Source organism: Eggerthella sp. AM16-19 (assembly GCF_003474385.1).
Classification (GTDB): domain Bacteria; phylum Actinomycetota; class Coriobacteriia; order Coriobacteriales; family Eggerthellaceae; genus Senegalimassilia.
Genome location: NZ_QUCY01000036.1, coordinates 279 through 18,053 on the forward strand (window position 1 = coordinate 279; position 17,775 = coordinate 18,053).

General features: G+C 67.4%; 20 protein-coding genes. 19 read left to right on the plus strand and 1 reads right to left on the minus strand.

The genetic code is table 11. The annotated features are described in order from the left end of the window. The coding region (locus DW178_RS10455; protein WP_199669298.1) for a hypothetical protein at window positions 1–855 on the plus strand (855 nt) is incomplete at its 5' end. Between the two features lie 18 nt (window positions 856–873). Here the strand turns inward: DW178_RS10455 and DW178_RS10460 are convergent. After that, window positions 874–1,239 carry a hypothetical protein gene (locus DW178_RS10460; RefSeq protein WP_118351302.1) on the minus strand — a complete coding sequence of 122 codons (366 nt, stop codon included), beginning with the start codon at window positions 1,237–1,239 and terminating at the stop codon, window positions 874–876. A gap of 163 nt (window positions 1,240–1,402) precedes the next feature. Here DW178_RS10460 and DW178_RS10465 point away from each other — a divergent pair, with 163 nt between their 5' ends. From DW178_RS10465 to DW178_RS10545, 18 genes are all read left to right on the plus strand, one after another. Then, window positions 1,403–1,894 (plus strand): hypothetical protein, encoded by a 492-nt coding sequence (locus DW178_RS10465; RefSeq protein ID WP_118351305.1) that lies wholly within the window; start codon window positions 1,403–1,405, stop codon window positions 1,892–1,894. A gap of 126 nt (window positions 1,895–2,020) precedes the next feature. After that, window positions 2,021–2,839: an antirestriction protein ArdA gene (locus tag DW178_RS10470; protein ID WP_118351307.1), complete on the plus strand. Its 819-nt coding sequence runs from the start codon at window positions 2,021–2,023 to the stop codon at window positions 2,837–2,839. Window positions 2,840–2,853: 14 nt separating this feature from the next. Beyond that, window positions 2,854–3,870, plus strand: coding sequence for a hypothetical protein (locus DW178_RS10475; RefSeq protein WP_118351309.1), 1,017 nt, complete (start codon window positions 2,854–2,856; stop codon window positions 3,868–3,870). 91 nt (window positions 3,871–3,961) lie between these two features. Further along, window positions 3,962–4,711 carry a hypothetical protein gene (locus tag DW178_RS10480; protein ID WP_118351312.1) on the plus strand — a complete coding sequence of 250 codons (750 nt, stop codon included), beginning with the start codon at window positions 3,962–3,964 and terminating at the stop codon, window positions 4,709–4,711. Between the two features lie 31 nt (window positions 4,712–4,742). Next, entirely contained in the window at window positions 4,743–5,801 is a 1,059-nt protein-coding gene (locus DW178_RS10485) for a hypothetical protein (protein ID WP_118351314.1), read from the plus strand. A 65-nt stretch (window positions 5,802–5,866) separates the two neighbouring features. Further along, entirely contained in the window at window positions 5,867–6,916 is a 1,050-nt protein-coding gene (locus DW178_RS10490; RefSeq protein WP_118351317.1) for a hypothetical protein, read from the plus strand. A gap of 236 nt (window positions 6,917–7,152) precedes the next feature. Continuing rightward, on the plus strand, window positions 7,153–7,461 hold the full coding sequence (locus DW178_RS10495) for a helix-turn-helix domain-containing protein (protein WP_199412256.1): 309 nt from the start codon (window positions 7,153–7,155) through the stop codon (window positions 7,459–7,461). A gap of 8 nt (window positions 7,462–7,469) precedes the next feature. Next, window positions 7,470–7,865 (plus strand): hypothetical protein, encoded by a 396-nt coding sequence (locus DW178_RS10500; RefSeq protein WP_118351320.1) that lies wholly within the window; start codon window positions 7,470–7,472, stop codon window positions 7,863–7,865. Window positions 7,866–7,871: 6 nt separating this feature from the next. Further along, window positions 7,872–10,820 (plus strand): hypothetical protein, encoded by a 2,949-nt coding sequence (locus DW178_RS10505; RefSeq protein ID WP_286168680.1) that lies wholly within the window; start codon window positions 7,872–7,874, stop codon window positions 10,818–10,820. Between the two features lie 368 nt (window positions 10,821–11,188). Next, the gene (locus tag DW178_RS10510; RefSeq protein ID WP_118351323.1) at window positions 11,189–12,697 is read left to right on the plus strand and encodes a hypothetical protein; all 1,509 of its coding nucleotides are present in this window, start codon (window positions 11,189–11,191) and stop codon (window positions 12,695–12,697) included. Beyond that, window positions 12,690–14,159: a hypothetical protein gene (locus DW178_RS10515; RefSeq protein ID WP_147363860.1), complete on the plus strand. Its 1,470-nt coding sequence runs from the start codon at window positions 12,690–12,692 to the stop codon at window positions 14,157–14,159. The genes DW178_RS10510 and DW178_RS10515 overlap by 8 nt, the downstream gene beginning before the upstream one ends. Window positions 14,160–14,331: 172 nt before the next feature. After that, window positions 14,332–14,583, plus strand: a complete 252-nt coding sequence (locus DW178_RS10520) for a hypothetical protein (RefSeq protein ID WP_118351328.1) — start codon at window positions 14,332–14,334, stop codon at window positions 14,581–14,583. A gap of 225 nt (window positions 14,584–14,808) precedes the next feature. Next, complete coding sequence (locus DW178_RS10525) at window positions 14,809–15,060, plus strand: hypothetical protein (protein ID WP_118351331.1); 252 nt, start codon at window positions 14,809–14,811, stop codon at window positions 15,058–15,060. Between the two features lie 115 nt (window positions 15,061–15,175). Beyond that, the gene (locus DW178_RS10530; protein WP_158574191.1) at window positions 15,176–15,952 is read left to right on the plus strand and encodes a hypothetical protein; all 777 of its coding nucleotides are present in this window, start codon (window positions 15,176–15,178) and stop codon (window positions 15,950–15,952) included. Beyond that, on the plus strand, window positions 15,949–16,416 hold the full coding sequence (locus tag DW178_RS11350; protein WP_286168681.1) for a TadE/TadG family type IV pilus assembly protein: 468 nt from the start codon (window positions 15,949–15,951) through the stop codon (window positions 16,414–16,416). The genes DW178_RS10530 and DW178_RS11350 overlap by 4 nt, the downstream gene beginning before the upstream one ends. A 1-nt stretch (window position 16,417) precedes the next feature. Then, complete coding sequence (locus tag DW178_RS10535) at window positions 16,418–16,909, plus strand: TadE/TadG family type IV pilus assembly protein (protein ID WP_118351336.1); 492 nt, start codon at window positions 16,418–16,420, stop codon at window positions 16,907–16,909. Next, window positions 16,909–17,541: a pilus assembly protein TadG-related protein gene (locus DW178_RS10540; protein WP_118351338.1), complete on the plus strand. Its 633-nt coding sequence runs from the start codon at window positions 16,909–16,911 to the stop codon at window positions 17,539–17,541. The genes DW178_RS10535 and DW178_RS10540 overlap by 1 nt, the downstream gene beginning before the upstream one ends. 42 nt (window positions 17,542–17,583) lie before the next feature. Further along, window positions 17,584–17,775, plus strand: a 192-nt coding sequence (locus DW178_RS10545; protein ID WP_147363862.1) for a hypothetical protein, incomplete at its 3' end; no start/stop codon positions are given.

The following is a 17,775-nucleotide window of genomic DNA, read 5'->3' on the forward strand; positions in this document are numbered from 1 at the left end:
CAGGTCGAGGATGACAGCCTTCCAAACCTACCGTATTCCTTCGAGGAGGGCGATCTGGACGACACCGCGAGGAAGTCGGCGGCAGAAGCGATCCGCGGGGCGATCCTGTCGCTGCCGCTTTCCATCGCGGAGTCGACGGAGGCGGTCCCGGCCTTCTACAGGATTGACAACCCCGCCATGCCCGACGACCCCCTCACCCGCGACATGCTCGCCGACGCGCTCCAATCCGTGGAGAACTCCCATCGCAGCGCCGCGATGGACGCCCTGCTGTGCAACAGGCACGGAATGGATGTCGCGAAGCAGGCCCTCATCGCCTCCGCGGCGAGGGGGATGCAGTCCAGCGGCGAGCTGTTCGATATGATGTCCCGCGCCGTCGGCCTGATCCGCGCGACCGAGGGCTCCGCCGCGAGCGTCGGCGACTACGCGCTCGCGCAGAGCCTCCTTTCCACCGGACTCCACCATATGCAGAACCGGTGTTTCGATACCGTCACGCGCGACCCGGCAGACACCCGCTTCATGGACACCTCCAAAGTCACCAAGCTCTTCGCCGAGGAGCTGGAACGAGACACCGGCCTCGCGCTCGATGCCGCGCTCAAGGGGAAACATGCCCGGCACTACAGCCGCGACGCCTACGCGCTCATATTCACCGAGGCCGACTTGGACGAATATGCCGAGCTGATCGACCTCGACTGCCCGGACCTCGATGCGAAACAGCGTCGCGAGGTTGCGGCCACAGCGGTGCGCGAGTGGTGCCGCGACCACGCCATGGACGGCTTCAGCGTCTTCTTCCACGATTACGCGAAGGAGTATGCGCGCAGCGCGGCCGAAAAGCAGGTCGGCGGCATCAGGCATTGACCGATCTTCGGGGCGGTATCAGGGGCGCAGGCTGATTTTCCCCGACGTTGCCCGCCCCGCCGTCGCGGCGGCCGCCTCGCGGGCGGCCATGCGCATCGCCGCCGGGGACGGCAGGCCCATCTCGGAGCGCTTCGCGTACACGGCGGAAAGCGAGTGCCCCGTCTCGGCCGCGATCTGCTTAGGCGATGCGGCGTAGTCCCGCAACCGGCCGATCTCGTCCGCCGTCCACCTGGCCCGGCAGATGCCGCGGCGCGAGCGCGCCGCCCTCACGGCCATCTCGGTCCGCCCCGTCGCGGCGGCCACCTCCGCGGCGGCAAGCGACCTGTCGGCGAGCAATTCGAGCTCGGCGTCCGTCCAATGGCGATATGCCGCGGCGTCTCCCATCACAGCCCCCTCATCGTGTGCAGCAGAATCTCGGGAGTCATACCCATCGAGAGCCCGAAGATTTCAGCGCTTCCCGTTCGGGAAGCGCTTTTCTTCACGGGATCGCGGTTCGAGCGAGGACGGACAATCTCCTAAACGAGAAGCCCGACTATCGGAGGTCCCAATGAGCGATTACGTCACCGGCCTCTTCCGCGAAGCACTCGGAAGGCTCGAGGGGGAATACCGCGGCGAAGGGCTGGACGCCATGGCCCTCGCCGCGCGGAGCCTGGCCGCGGACGGGTCCAGGTCATATGCAGCGGCACACTCGGTGCTCGACGAGTCCGCCCGGCTCGGCGAGATGTTCGACCCCTTCACCTACCCGGCCCTCGCCATGTCCGCGACCGATGACGCGATCCGCCGCAGCGTCGCCGTCGGCGGCACCGATGCGGCCGATATCGAACGACAGCTCGTCAAGGGAGGGTCAGCGGAGCGCGGAGTCAAGAGGGCCCTCGGCGACCCGCACGCCCTCGAGCGCCATCCCGGCACCGCGCCCGCCGACCACCGGCCCAGGAAGATGTCGCCGGCGGGCCTGGCGAAACTGGCCCGCAAATCGGCCGCGAGGAACGCCCCCGAACCCGACATGGGCACGGTCACCGTCGCCGACAGACACCGCTGACCCGCATCGATGCGCCCGCGGCTGGACTGGCTTCCCGTTCGGGAAACACCGTGATGCCGCCCAGGCGGCGCGGGTAACATCGTCGGCAAGCATCTATCCGCCTTCTGTTCGCTGGAGCTGATCAGTATGGCAAATAACGATTTCCATGACGGCATCGACGTATGCGTGGGCAACTGGGGCTACTACAGCGAGGGCGAGCTTCGCGATACGTGGATGCACCTGCCGATGGACCCCGACGAGATCGAGCCCTGGCTGCGCGGCCACGGGCTCGTCGACGAGGAGCACGAGGAGACCTACATCTCCGACTACGACGGGCTGCCGTTCCGCTGCCCCCAGGTGTTCAACGAGTACGCCCGGCTCGATAAGCTGAACGTCCTCGCGATGCAGCTAACGCTTCTCCCCGAAGGGGACTTGGCGCATATCCAGGCCGCCATCGATTACGGCGAGCCGCTGAGCCGCCTCGACGAGCTCATGAACCTCGTGGCGCAGGCGGACGAGCTGCCCGTATACGACTACGTCTACGACGACATGTATGTCGAGGACCAATGGCACAAGACCTGCCTCGAGCGCTCGACGCCGCAGGAGAACTACGCATACACGGCCCTCGACGGCGATTCCGAGTTCTGGGCCCTGATGAACCGGGGGGACGGCGAACTCCTCTCCTGCTTCGACTTCAACAGCTACGGCGACATCGCCGTGCGAAACGGCTACGTCGAACTGTGCGAGACCTGCTATGTCAACAAACGCGGCGACTGGCCGCTGCTCGACGAGTACCCGTTCGAGGAGATCGCGGACGAGACCTTGGCCGAGTGGCGCGGGGCCCGCGGCAAGGATGCCGCGGAGAAGCCCGCGGCGCCGTCCGAGATCGCCTATGCCGCCAGCGCCATCGCGGCGCTCAGCGCCGACGACGGGGCGGGCGGCACCCAGCGCGCCGCGAAGCTGTAGGGAGGGCCGCGGCCATGATGTTCAGGGATATCAACCAGTCCTCCACGATGGCGCGCTCGGCCTACCCCGACGGCAACGGCGAGCTCGCCGACTTCAACCTTTTCGCGACCAAGTACGACGCCGGGAAGCCCTCCATCGCCACCGACGGCCTGCCCTCCGAGCTCTCCTACCGGGTCAGGACCGCCATCCGCCGCGCGGTGGACGAGCTCGGCATCGACGTGCCGGAGGCCGCCGTCGTGCTGAAGTACCCGATCCACTTCTACTACTCGGACGCGAGCGCGGAGCTCACCGGCGTCCTGGCCCTGCCCGGCGCCGTGGCGATCCTCGCGCTCGACGGGTTCATCCCCAAAGAACAGCTCGCCGCCCCTGTCGTCGGCGACATTTCCAGGCTGCGCGAGGTGGCCGACGAGCTGCGCCGCCGCGGCGGGCTCGAGCCGCTTCCCGTTCGGGAAACCATCTATACGCACACCGTGCCCGAGGGTACATTCGTAGCAAATCAACGCCCCGCCGCCCACCGTGCGACGGGCAGGAAGAAAGGTACCGCCATGGACCAGGAAAAGTACGACAACGAGGTCAGCATCAAGTTCCCCGCGAAGTGGTGCCATGTCACCGACGCGCAGGGCGAGGACATCGTGATCACGAACAGCACGAAGACCGAGACCTGGCCTGCCGTCCTCTGCACCATCCCGACGGGTACGGACATGAACGGCATCGACATCTCCGGCTACAAGTTCAAGACCTTCCGCAAACCCTGGACCGAGTCCGATATCGCCAACGGCAAGGGCACCACCGTCACCGTCAAGAAGGACATGCCCGTCCATCTGTTCAAGTATGACGAGAACGACCAGCTCAAGACCCTCGATGCCGACCCGTTCGAGCTCTCCAAGGCCGTCAAGGCCGCACGCGAGGCCTACAAGGCCAAGATGAACGCCGAGGCGCCCAACCCGCAGTCCCAGGCCGCCGCGGCCGTCGCCGCGGCCCACGGTACCGCCGAGCAGGGCACCGAGGCCACGCAGGCCGCCAAGCTCTAGCGCGCGCCCGCAACCTCCGCGACCCGCACCCGAAGGGCGCCCGCGCACTGTCCCGCGGGCGCCCTTTCCATGTTTTCGGATGTGATGACACATGAAAAGCTATATCGAACCGCTGAGCGCCGCGGAGGCGCTGGACGTGCTCGACCTCTACGGGGTCGATACGCCCGGGGCATTCCCGTCGACCGAGCATGAGGGCTGCGTCGAGGTCGAGCTAGGCGACCACACGGTCCTCCTCGAGACGCCGGACAGCGTCAAGATGCTGTTCGGAGACGACGCCGCCGCGGCGCTCCGCCATCATGCGAATTTCCGCAAGGACGCGGTCGAGATCACGAGGCAGGCACTCGACCTCGACGAATTCCTCTACAACGTATACAGCGGCGAAGCTTTCATCCCGGACACGGCACCGGACGGCGAGTTCTTCGGGTTCCATGTCGCCCATATCCCCCTGACGGCCATCGTCGAGGAGGACGTCGACCCGCTCTCACCGGACATCTGCGACTACGGCCTGGATTTCATCAACGAGACCAACGAGGGCGCCGCGGGCGAGCCCATCGACCTTTCGGGCGAGTGCGCCGAGGATAAGTTCCTCACTTCGATCGATTGGGCGCTGTGCGATATCGAGTGCAGCGTCCTCGCGACGTTCGGTGCCGGATGCAGCCCGGAACTCGCGGGATGGACGCTCGGCGACCCCGAGAGCATCGCCGAGACGTGCGCCATGCTCGGGGTCGACATGGCCACGCCCCAGGCGCCCGACGATCCCGCGAGCGCCGCCGCGGCGGCCAAGGCTGCCGCGAAGGCCATCGGCACGGCCGACGAGGCCCACACGGCCGTCAAGCACTGACCCTACTGACCCGCCGACGGAGGCGAAACCGATGAATTTCCCGAACGAGGTATCCTGTTCCATCCTCATCGACCCGCGCGACCTGGGCAACGTGATCGGCGGCAAGAACTCCATCGACCCCAGGGACCTCACCGTCCTGCCGGACGGGTTCCATCCCCTCGGCCACGGATTCGTCGCAGACGTCATGATGGAGTTCGCATCGGCCAGGCGCACGGCGCGCGAGGACGGCATCGACGGGTCCGGCTGGGCCGAGCGCCTGGACGACAGGCTCTCGGGACTCGTCAAGGCCCTGAGGGACCGCAGCGGGTGGAGTCCCGGGCACCCCCTCGACGCGAACGCCTTCCATGCCGGTGAGGGACCCCGCGACGAAAGGCTCGTCTGCCGCGACCTCGACGGGTTCGCGGACGCAGGCGAGCTCGCCGAGGAGAACGCCAGGCTCTACGGCGCGCCGTCGGTAGCCGACCTCGCCGAGACCGTATGGGGCTGCACCAGCCTGGAGCCCGTGAAGGTCAGGCACTTCGGCGTAAACGGCTTCCGAGGGCTCGAGTTCTCGTTCAGGGACGGTGCCGAGACGCGCATGCGCGCCTGGCAGTTCGACGCCTGCCCGAAGGTCGCCGCGGCGCTGGCCGCCGCGCTCACCTATCGGTGCGAGAAGGGCTTCTACATGGAGGCCGGGTGCGCCGGCGAGAACGGCGGCGTCTGGGGCCTGAGCTTCGACAGGAAGGAGCGCGGGGCGTATGCGGTCGCCAGGTTCCACCCGGAACGCGCGGCCTACGACCCGCGCCGCCGGGAATACGTATCCAGATGCCCGATCCTGCTCGAACAGGACGGGAGCGGGAACATCGCCTTCAGACACCCCGGCACGGTACCGGACAGGCTGATCGACAACTTCATCCCGGCGATGAAGCGCTGCGACGTCTCCGGCGGCGGCCAGACCCCCGGGACCGAAGACGCCCCGGAAGGCGCCACGGTGCGCGCGACCAGGCCCGGGGACATCAACATCAGCTTCCCGGCGCTCGCCGAGCGTGCCCAGGCCGCGGCGCTGGCCACGGCCCGCGGGGCGACCACCGCGGCCGGTAACCGGCTGTGACCGGCCGCCTTCCAGGCCCGCCAGCGGGCCAACACGACTACCGACCACGATCCATTGGAGCAACCATGAGCACCTATAAAGAGCAGGATGCAGAGAACCTGCTGGCGCACCTGCGCGAGGGCATCGACCCCGATTCCGTCTCGGCGCTGCTCGACGACACCCGCGTCGACTGCGAGGGCACCGGGGAGGGCGAATCGGTCTGGATGCACCTGGTCCTTCCCGGGGCGCGCTACGGCAAGGACGACAGGGTCATATACGACCCGTACGAGACGTTTTCGGGACGGTCCCTGAAATCCTCGGGCGGCCTGCCCATGGTCGAGTTCTACCTGCATCGCGGCGACGACCGCCCCGATGCGGCGCGCAACATCAAGGACATGGAGCCCCTGCCGTATCTCATCGGCCGCTACTACATGAAGACGCTTCTGGCCGACCACCGGGGATTCGGCATCCTGCTCCAGGACACGCCGCACCTGGGCCTTCCGGCCGATACCGTGCTCGACGTCCAGGATGCGCTCGCCGAGACCGTGAGGGCCTACGCCGCCGGATGCGACTTCGAGATCGATACGGCCGACGCCGATATCGCCCGATGCCTCGCGGGGGGCGGATTCCGCGATGGGCGAGCCAAGGTCGCCGCGGTCTACGTCCCCGTGGGCGACCTGCCGCGCGAGACGACCGTCTTCGCCGACATGGACCGCGCCCTGGCCTCCATCGGCCTCGACCGCCCCGAGACCGAGACCCTGGCCGAATACGGGGACGTCACCGTGAAGCTGCTGCGCGCAGGCGACGAGGAGGGAGCGTCGCTCAAACCGAACCGGACCATCCCGCGCGACGGGGGATCCTCTATCATCCGCGGCAGCTTCCTGGTCGTCGCCGTAGATCGGAACGGCAAGCTGACCGACCTGCCCCGTTGGGCGGTCGAAAGCGCGAAGGCGCGCTTCGCCGACCCCTCCACCGGCCCCTTCATGGCCTCGGCCGAACTCATGCGGGAGACGCGCAGGGCGCTTGGGGAGCAGGTCGAGCGCACAGGACGGACGCCGTCCGACATCGCCTCGCTGGCATCGCAGCTCGCCGCGAAACCTGGAGAGGGCGGCGGACCGGGCGGAAACCATATCTGAGAAAAAAATCGGACCAGACGCGGCGGCTATGTATAGATTCGCGTTTGCACGGGTATCAATTTTGAAATCAGGCCGCAGCCAGCTATCCAAACGTCACCCAAACGCATCGCCGCGGCCTGGTGCGCGGGAGGCAGAGACGTCGGAGGTCCGAATCGTGCATCCGGGTTTCGCCCATCCCGCCGCCATTTTCGTCGAAGGAGGCGCCTGCCGCCGGCATATGCTTAAACGGGCGCCATATGGGAGAAAAACAGGACATCGGCAGGGGGAACAGCATGCACCGGGGCTCCGATAGCGAACGACACGACAGGACCGAGTCGCAGCGGCAGCGCGACCGCGACTACGCCAAGGAGCTGTGCGCATCGCGCCTTGCCTTCACGCTGTCGAGGACCGGCACGTCGAAAGAGGACTACTGCCGCGCCGTCGGCATCTCGAGCTCGACGCTCTCGCGCATCCTCAACAGGCAGACGCTCATGTCGACCTCGACGCTGATCGAGACCGCGAGGTATTTCGAGGACACGAGCGTGTCCTGGTTCCTGGGACTGTAGGAGGACAATTGAACCCCATCGATTTGGTCAAACACTCAAATATCGAACCGCATGAGCTGAGGCGCATCGCGCTGGCCGCCATCCTGACCGCGCTGCCGCCCGCCATCTTCCAGCTGCAGAGCGCCGCGTCGGTCATCCTATCCTGCCCGACAGACTACTACTCGCCAGCATCTGCAGCGTGGTTTCTGACCAGGGGCTGCCTGGGCGCCGTGTGGGTCCCGATTATCCTGCTCATCGCCGCCGGCATCGCCTGCAAGGTACGGAGCCGCGCCCTCGACCTCGGCATCGCCGCGGTCCTTCTCGCCCTCGCGGTCCGCAGCGCCATCCGCCTGGACCCGTATTCCATCGGCTACCTCGCCGTCGCATTCGCCTGTTTCGCCGTCTCCGGCCTCAAGGAGGAGTAGATCGCTTTGAACACCTCGCCAGAAACCAATATGGTCCCGGTACAGGACGGGGACAGCGAGAAGACGGGGCTGCTCGAGTTTCCGATCTCCCGTCGAGGAGCCTTCGCCGCGCTCGCCTGCGCGGCGGGACTGGCCCTGCTCGGACCAGCCCGGAAGGCGGAAGCGCTCGCGGGCATGAACTTCAACCTCGGCCAGGGCTGGTTCGGAGCCGCCGACGACTCGCTGCTCGTCCATTCGGACCCGCGCCAGGGCGAGGGGGACATGTTCTTCGGCTTCGCGAACAGCTACCATGAATGGCTCTGCGCCGCCCCCGCCAACACCAGCTACTATATAAACCATTACGGACAATGGCTGAGGTACGCCTTCGCCTGCGTCTTCGAGTGCAATTACGCCAACGAGCTCTACACCCTCGTAGTCGTCAGGCCGTTCGCATGGTGCTCCAGCAAGGACCTGCAGCATGGCAACGGCCTTTGGGTCGATACCATCTCCGAGGGCGGCGACAACAAGGGGTACGTCTACCTCGACGGCGCCGAGTTCGCCGATTCCCGTTTCGCCGGCGACTTCAGAAACCAGATCGGCTACAGGTACTACGACTGGATCTCCTACGGCTTCTACGACTTCAACGACTTCCAGGGGGGCACGTACTGGGGATCGACCCGCCCGTCCTTCTGGGTCAAGAGGCAGAAGGGCGAGGCGCGCCACAGCGTGTCCAGCAAGCTGCAGGTCTACAACGTGGACTACAACCACTTCGGGACGCACGAGAACGTGATCAAGGAAAACGACGCCCCGAACTACTGGTTCCTGAGCCAGACCACCCCTTCCCGCCATTTCAGGATCGAGAAGATCCACATCCGCAACGACGTCACGCTCTACGGCGGCATCTTCTACATCAGGCCCGTCTCCGCGCCGGACATCCAGCTCGACTTGGTGCAGGGCACATATAGCGACGGTAAACCCCAAGCCATGTACGATAACGGACGCGGCGTGTGCCTCTACGAGAACTATCACGGCGTCAACCAGACCTGGATGCTCAAGCCCTATACCAACGACGGCGTCGACACCTTCACGTTCGCCCTAGCCAACATGGTCGGCCCGAACCTGACGCACATGCTGAACAACAGCGGCCATGCGGCGCCGGTGGTCGACCACGGAGTCGTCCAGAACAGCCATGCCGACATCTGGGACATCAACAACGCCGACGGCCGGAGCAAGGCATGGTGGATCCACCACGAACCAGACGCCTCGAACGAGACCGACCACTCCTGCTACTTCATCACCTCGGATGCCGACGGCCTGCGCCTCGACACCAACGGGGTCACGTCGAACTCCGTCGCAAATGTATCCGTCCAGTCCGCGGCATGCCCCGGTCGCTGGGCCGTCCAGAAGAACGCCCAGTGGAACCTCGTCGAGGCCCGCATCGAGGGCAAGGTCTCGGTCCATTGCGACGAAGACGCGCTCAAGATCGGCGACAAGGCGGAGATCTGCGGATGGCATAACGCAGACCCGGACGACCCGGATGTCGGAATCAGGCCCTCCGGCTGGGTCCTGGGGTGCAAGAACGAATCGGACCTGCCGGTCAGGCCGATCTTCAGGCTCTACATGTCCGACATCGACGACGACCTCCCCGAGGACAACGCCTCCATCTTCGCCCAGTGCGGCGTTGCCACTTGGGGGTGGCAGCAGGAATCGCTCGCGCACCGGCATATCGGCTACCCCCATGGCGGCCACTCTATCTACGGCCTCGGCCTCAGGCTCGAGGGTTCCGCGTTCCCCGGATCGATCCACTACGCCGCGCAGCGCTACAGCGGGGGCGAGTGGGTCGAGGGTTCCGACGGCGTGCACATCCTCGACACGGAGTCGGATATCCTCGGCAGGGTGAAGGTCTGGCTCACCGGCGAGATAGCGGACCACTACGACCTCGAGATCAGGACCAAGCTGCTCAACGGGAGCGGCGAGTGGTCCGACCCGGTCTATGTCAACTGTTCCGCCTCGGCGCCGCTCGACGTCAACACCGCGCCCGCAGCCGGCATCGAGCCGGACGGCGGCGACGGCAACAAGATCTGCGGCATGAACATCCACCTCGTGCGCAAGCCGCAGGGCGGTCGCGTCGTCAGAGAGTTCTCCGACAGCGAAAACCTGGCTGCCGACGCCTCCTGGGGGCCGGGGTTTCTCTACGCCGCCGCGATGCTCGGCATCCGCACCGTCAGCAAGACCGACCGCTACGTATGGACCGACCGCTATCTGGGCACGCTCGTCTCCCGCGGCGTGCGAGTCGTCACGACGTGCGTCGAGTACTATGCCGACGGCATCGAGCAGAAGGACATGGTGTATCGCGACCTCGACGTCGAAGGCGGCGATATCTACAACCCCGTCGACATCGCGACGCAGAAGGCCCTGAAGGACACCTGCAACCTCAACGAGCAATACGGGCAGAACCCCTCGACGGGGTTCTCGGGCTGGTTCCTCGATCCCGAGCTCACCCAGCCCGCCGCGAATGTCACCATCGTCAAGGACCAGACGCTCAAGCTCTACGGCCGCAACCGCTGCACCGTGCGCGTCGAGTACGCCGAGGGGTCACTCAAGCCCGAGGACACCGGCATCTACCGCACCGCGCCGCTCATGTACAAACCCGATGCGCGCTCCTCCTTCGAGCTCCCCGATTTCTCCCTGTCCACGGAGAAGCACAGGCTCGACGGCCTGGCGCTCGCGGCCATCGGCGACGACGGGCAGGGGCACAAGGCGCTCTATTGGGGCGAGAGCGTCACGCCGGTGAAACCCGGCGAGGTGTTCGCCATGATCGCCGACGAGACATGGCGCAGATACGTCCCGGAATGCTGGCTGACCTCGGCGAGCGGCACCGAGAAGGTCTCCTCGGTCACCGCCAGGCGCGACGTCACGCTCTACATCAAATGGACCGAGGCGAAGGCCGAGGGCGTCGCGAGCAGCAAGGGCTGAGCGCGGACCGTGCGGTACGGACCGGACCCGTACACGATGGGAACACATTTCCGCCAATGACGTGATTAGCGTATATCGCCAAGGGGTATAGTCAAGGCAACGCCGTCACTCCTTCCGATAAACCATGTCACGGCGACCCGGCCGACTCACCATCCGATCCAGTCGGCCCCATATGCAATGGCGGACTCCCCAATATGCCGCCATTCCCCCATCGGCGGCCGGCCCTCACCGGCCGCCATCCTTTTTCCGATATCACGACCGCGGCGATCTGCCTTTTCGGTGCCCCGTTCCCACTTTTGGGAGCGGGGTTCTTCTTTTCGCCGCGACGGCGTATGCTCCCGGTCGAATATCTATCCCTTGGAGCCATCTTGAAAGCAACCCTTCAGGCCGCCCGCACACGCCTCGCCATATCCGCCCTATGCGCCCTCCTCATCGCGGGCCCGATTCTCGCCCGCGCCCTGGCGGGAACGGGGACGCTCGATTCCGACGTCTGGTTCCTCCTCGCGACCGGCCGCGAGATCGCCCGCAACGGCATACCCCGCATCAACCCGTTCTCCATCTGGCCCGGCCGGGGCATGGTCGCGCAGCAGTGGCTCCATGACGTCTGGCTCTGGGCGTGGTACACGCGCGGCGGCTATACCGCAGTGGCCGTGTCCGTCTGCGTGCCCGCCGGGCTCCTCTTCTGGCAGCTGTCCCGCCTCATGCTCGACGCCGCCGACGGGAAGTTCTCGCCAGCTGCCCTGGCCTTCTGCCTTGCGGTGCCGTCGGCGTGCATCTGCATGTACATATCGGTCCGACCGACGATCTGGACCGCGCTGCTGTGCGCCATCACGGCGAGGATCATGCTCAGATACCTCGGGTCAAGATCGCGCCGGGCCCTGCTGTGGCTCCCCGCCGTCGCCGTGGCCGGCGTCAACCTCCAGGCGGCCCAGTGGCCGCTTCTCGCCGCGTGCGCCGCGGCGTTCGCCCTGCCCTGCCCGCATGAGCTCGCCAATCCCGCAACACGCCGCGCGTGGTCCGCGCGGGCGATGCCCATCTGCGCCGCCGTGGCGGCCATGTGCGCGGCCTCGCTGCTCAACCCATACGGCGCCGACGGGTCCCTCTACGTCCTGAAATCGCTCGGCGAGGCCTCCTATGGCGGCGCCATCATCGAGATGCAGCCCCTATGGGTCCCGCTCGGCCCCCTTTTCGCCGTTCCCGTCGCGGCGATGGCGCTGGGGCCGATCGCGCTGTGCCGTCGAAGCGGGGCGAAAGTCCCGGCCGGCGCCGTGGCGATGCTTCTCGCCGGTATTGCCGTGGGAGTCCTGCACTCGCGCTGCATGTGGATCGCCGGCCTGTCCTGCGGCCTGTGCTGCGCGTTCGGGCTCGCAGGTGCGCTCGGGGAGCCCATGGCGCACCCGGGGCGCGCGGCCGCCGCGGCAGGTGCCGCCATGGCCCTGCTTGCCGCGGTCTCGGGGCTCGCGGTATCGCTGGCACCGCGATCGGGCGGCGAGGCGGGCTTGCTGTCCGTGACCGAATCGGAGATGTCCCCCATCTTCTCGGCGATATACGACGCCGGACCCGACGCGCTGGTGTTCTCCAGCGACGTCTCGGTGTACAACCAGCTCGAGTGGGAAGGCTTCAAGGTACCCTGCGACATGCGTCCCGAGATCTGGGGCGAGCGCATCGCCGGCGCCGGGGCGAAGTCCGCCTACCGCGGGATCGTCGACGTCCTCCAGGGGTCGACCTCGCTGAAAGAGAGCACCAAGGACTGGGGATGGGAGCTGTTCCTCGTCAGGGACGATGAGGCCGATACCCTGCGATCCGGCGGGCGCTTCGATGAGCTCGCGCACGGCGGCGGCTACACCCTGTTCGAGCTGTCGGAAGGCGGTGAATAGCGTGGACCGCACGGACACCATGCGCCGCGCCCGCATCCTGCGATGGGCGTCGCTCTCGGCCGCGCTCGCCGCCTGCGCGGCGGCGCTGGCGGCGGTATCGCTTACCGGCTGGTCGCTGTTCCAACCCGATACGCGATACATGGTCGCCATCGGCCGGTGGATCATCGAGAACGGCAAGCTCCCGACCTCAGACCCCCTTACCCTCCACGAGGGCCTTGCCTATATCTGCCAGCAGTGGCCGCTGTGCATCGCCGCCGCGGCCATCTTCGACGCGTTCGGCGAGGCCGGGATCAAGTGCGCGGCCGCCGTGCTCGACATGGCCGCGGCGGCGGCCCTCTGGGCCTGCACTCTCGACCGCGGCAGGACCGGCGCCGTCCACATGGCGGCATCGGCCGCATGCGGTGCCGCCATAGCCGTGCTGTGCAACTCAACGCCGCGCGGAATCGACGTCACGGCGCTTTGCGTCTGCTATGCGGCGGGCAGGAAATGGGCACGCGGCGGGCGGGACTCCCTGCTGGCCGCCTTTCCCGCCGCGGGATTCGCCATGGCCCAGCTCCACGGGGCGCTGTGGACCGTCGCCCTCATGGTCCCATGCTGCCTCATACTCGACGGCAGGCTCGACAGGCACGGCAGGCTCAAGGCGCTCACGGCGGCCATGTCGACCGTGGCCGCATGCATGTTCAACCCCTACGGCGCGAGGCTGCTCATGGTGCCGTTCGCCACCATGAGCGCGGAATCGCTGAGATCCGTGGGCATCGGAGAGCTCGCGCCGTGGACCGAGGCCGCGCCCGCCCAGGCGGCCGCCGCGTGCACCCTCGCGGCGGCGCTGCTCCTGTACCGCCTCCGGGTGCGCCGCCGCGGCGGGGGCCGGGCGCTTCTCGAGGCCGGTGACCTGCTCGTGCTCGGCACGCTCATGCTCTCGCTGGCCAACGTGAGAAACGAGCTCTTCCTGATGACCTCCATGGCGCTCGCCCTGTCCGATATCCAGGGAGAGGTGGCGGGCCCGTGCGTCCGCAGTCCCATCGCGCCGGCGGCATGCTGCACGGCGGCGCTCCTGGCCTCGCTCGGGCTCCTCGCCGCGACCGTGCCGAGGCAGACGCCCATCGAGGCATCGGCCGCAAGGGCCATGGCCGCGCTCGAGTCATCCGGCGCCGAGCCGGGCGATGCCGTGATCTGCGATATCGACGTCGGCAGCGAGCTGGAGCTCGCGGGATACCGACCGCTGCTCGACACGCGGGCGGAGCTCTTCTGCCCCGAGCTCAACGGCGGCGCGGACGCCTGGGGGACAGCACGGCACGTGCTGGCGGGCGACGAGGACGCCATCGAGGGAACCGGCGCCGATTTCGCGGTCGTCCCCTCGGGGGCATACCCGACGCTCGAGGGCGGGCTTTACGGGCTCGGGTTCTCCCGGGTTCGCGACGACGGGTGTCTCGCGGTATATGCCGGCAAACCGGTTCCATAGAGTCTGCATATTTTCGACGGGTCGGTGAGCGGGGAAAACGGCCGATCCCGCCCATTTTTGGGAAACCGGCTGACCGTTCGGGCCGCAAGGCCCATAGTTTGGCCGCACCGCCCCCGCGCGCGGGGGAACACCGGCGGTGCGGATGCGCCGCCATCGAGAGAAAGAGGTTCCCATGAACGAGCTCATCGCCAAGCCGATGGCCGTCGCCACCTGCGGCCTTTTCAACATGAAGCGCCGCGCCCAGGAGGCCCTGTCCGCACAGGGCTCCATCGAGTGGGTCGTCATCGTCGTGTGCATCGCCGTCGCGCTGATCGCCGCGCTGATCTACCTGTCCAACCAGATGAACATCAAGATCAACACGGTCTCCGACACCCTGTCCAAAACTGGCGTCTCCGGAGCCGTCCCCGGCGCTGGACGCCACTAAGCACCAGGAACGCCGGCGATTGGTTCCAAAGGCAATCGGCACCATAATTCCTACACATTGATTTATGGCCGCTGAGCTGGGATGATTCAGCCCCCTTCCCATTTTTGGGCAGGGGGCTGAATCATCTCGCGCCCGGGTACATAGTTAGCAGTCGTACCGCCACCGCCGGGTGGCACAGCCATGCACGGATGCGTCCGCGCAAACCCCCAGAAAGGAGGAGGTCCCATGAACGAGCTCATCGCCAAGCCGATGGCCGTCGCCACCTGCGGCCTTTTCAACATGAAGCGCCGCGCCCAGGAGGCCCTGTCCGCACAGGGCTCCATCGAGTGGGTCGTCATCGTCGTGTGCATCGCCGTCGCGCTGATCGCCGCGCTGATCTACCTGTCCAACCAGATGAACATCAAGATCAACACGGTCTCGAACACCCTTGCCGGCACCAATGTCGGCGGCGCCACCACGTCCCCGGGCACGCACTAGCGCTTCCCGGAGCCATCTCCCCGGGGGCGCGCCGCCCCCGGGCCCTCTCGATTTCCCCGCGCCCACGTGGCGCGTTTTCCAGATATCCAACCCGCCCGCGACGGAAGGGAGCCGTATGCTCGGAACATTTTCCATAGCCGCAGGCAGCGCGGCGGCCGGATGGCTGCTCCAGCACTGCTACCAGCACATGCGCTATTCCTTCTACGAGCGCGAGGACGCGGCCATGCTCGCACCGGGCGCGGACCCCGAGCAGCGCCGCATCTGGCTCTCCTCCATCGCGCCGCAAATCAGCATCCAGGCGGTCGCGCCCTCCACGATCGCCGCGCTCACCGCGTCCGGCGACATCGACGCCGGACTGCTCCCCGGCCGCGCCGCCGGGGCCTACGCCCGCCGTTACAACCCGACGCTCGCCGGAGAGGCCTATTGGCTCCCGGCGTACCTGGCCGCCGGGCTCGCCGGCGCGGCGATGTCGCCCGCGGCAGCCCTCGCGGCGGTCAGCTCGCTCGCCATCGCCGCGAGCGATATCCGCTTCCGCATCGTGCCGATCCCCCACCTCTCGGTCCTCGCCGCATCCTGCATCCTCGCGTTCTGCCCGACCCCGTCCGGCGCCGCGATCACGGCGGCCGGCATGGCCCTCACCTGGTCCGTCGGCGCCGTCGTGCGGCGCATCGGCGGGGAATGGGGCGACGGCGACTCCCTCATGCTCGGCTGCGTGCTCGGCGCCACCGCCGCGACGCCGACCGTGCTGACGGTCGTTCCGGCGCTTGCCGCCGCGGCCCTGCTCTTCATCGCCTGCTCGCGCCGTATCGGTGTCGAGACCAGCGCCATGCCGCTCGCCCCGGTCATCTCGCTCGCCCTGATCGCCTCGCTGGCCACGGGGGCGCTCTCATGACCGCCGCGAGGGCGCGCGGACGCCGCGGACAGGGAACCTTGGAGTTCATCCTGGTCCTGCCACTTCTCATCATCATGCTCGTCGCCGTCGCCGACTACGCGCACCTCGCGCGCGAGACGGCGAGCGTGCAGACCGCGAGCTCGGAGGGAGCGCGCTACGCCGCGGCCAACCCCACCGCATCCGACGACGCCGTCGCCGCCTACGTCCGCGAGGCATGCGCCCTCGGCGATACCGCGAGCGTCACCGTCACCTCGGCCGATGCGCCGTCAAAGCCCGTCACGCTCAAGAGCGGCGACAAGTCGGTCTCCGCGCGCTACTCGCGCGAGAAGGTCACCGTCAAGGTCGTCAAGGACGTCCCGTGCATCTTCCCGCTCAAGTCGCTCGGCGTCTCAGGCGCCACCGATGCGGGCTGGCGGGTCCACTCCGAGATGTCGTCCATCAGGTCAGAGATCGGGAGGTCCTGACATGCCCATACGCTCTGCACGCCGCGCACCATGCCGCCTTGCGGGACAGGGGTCGGTCGAGTTCATCCTGGTCATGCCCGTCCTGCTCGCATTCCTCTTCGCGATCGGCTCCTTCGCGATGCTCTCCTATCAGAACACCGTCATCCAGCACTCGCTGGCAACGCTGGCCGACTCGCTTCCCACCGGATGGCAGGAGCGGGACCGCGACGAGCTCGTCCGCGACCTTGTCTGCTCCGGCACCGACCTCGAGAGGGATAGGCTCACCGTCACCAACGCCAAGGTGAAGGCCACCACCTCCGGCGTCGTCAACGACGGCGACTCGATCGCCAACGAGCTCGGGGCATCGACCCTCAGGACCGAGACGCGCCGCGTCACCGTCGAGGCCGACGTCGCCTACGAGTACAACGACCCCCTCTCGCTCGGCCGCAAGACGGTCCTCACGCGACACGTGTCGCACAGCTACACGACCTACACCGATTGGGAGGTGCTGTGATGGCATCCAGAAAACCCCGCCGCGCCTCGGGCCTTTCCGGCCAGGTCGCAGCCGTATTCATCGTCGCCCTCGCCTGCCTGCTCATCGCCGTCGGCCTCGGCGTCGACGCAAGCACCGCCTATTCGGCCAAGACCGGCCAGGAGGCCGTGCTCGAGGCCGTCCGCCAGTCCTCGCTGGGGATGGCGAACGCCGTCAAGTACTCCGAGAACCCCGGCCGCGAGGCGCGCGACGAGGTCGTCGAGCTGCTTTCCGACAACGGCTACTCCGGCGCCGCCGAGATCTGGTACGCAGAGCTGCCCGAATCGGAATCCGGCGCCAGCGACCGCTATGCGGGCGTCTACGTGATGCTCGCCAACGACACCCCAACCACCTTCCTCCAGCTCGCGGGCCGCGACAAGCTGACCGCCAAGTCGACCGCGATCTGGACCATCCACCCCTACTCGACCGGAACCGTCTACCGCCCGGCGAACGCCGGCATCGGCAGCCTCGAGGCGACGTTCGAGGGCGGAACCGTGACAGGGCGCAAGGAAACGGCATCCAGGCTCGAGGACGCCCCGGACGACCTCGTCAAGGCGATCCGCGACGAATCGAAGGCAAAGGCCGGATCCGGGCACGTGGATAGCGGAAACTGAGGCGGCCGGCGGCCGTCCGCTCAAGAAAGGAAACCTAAGGACATGAACGATAACCGAGACGAGATCCAGCGGCTCCGCGCCATGAGGGCCGAGGCCGTCAGCCGCAACGACTTCGCGCGCGCCGACGCGATCGGCGCGGACCTTGCGCGACTCGAGGGCGCCCAGCCCGCAGGCGGCGCGGTCGCCCCCATCACCGGTCTCCCCGTCGGCGGCGCACCGGCGCCCCAGCGCCCG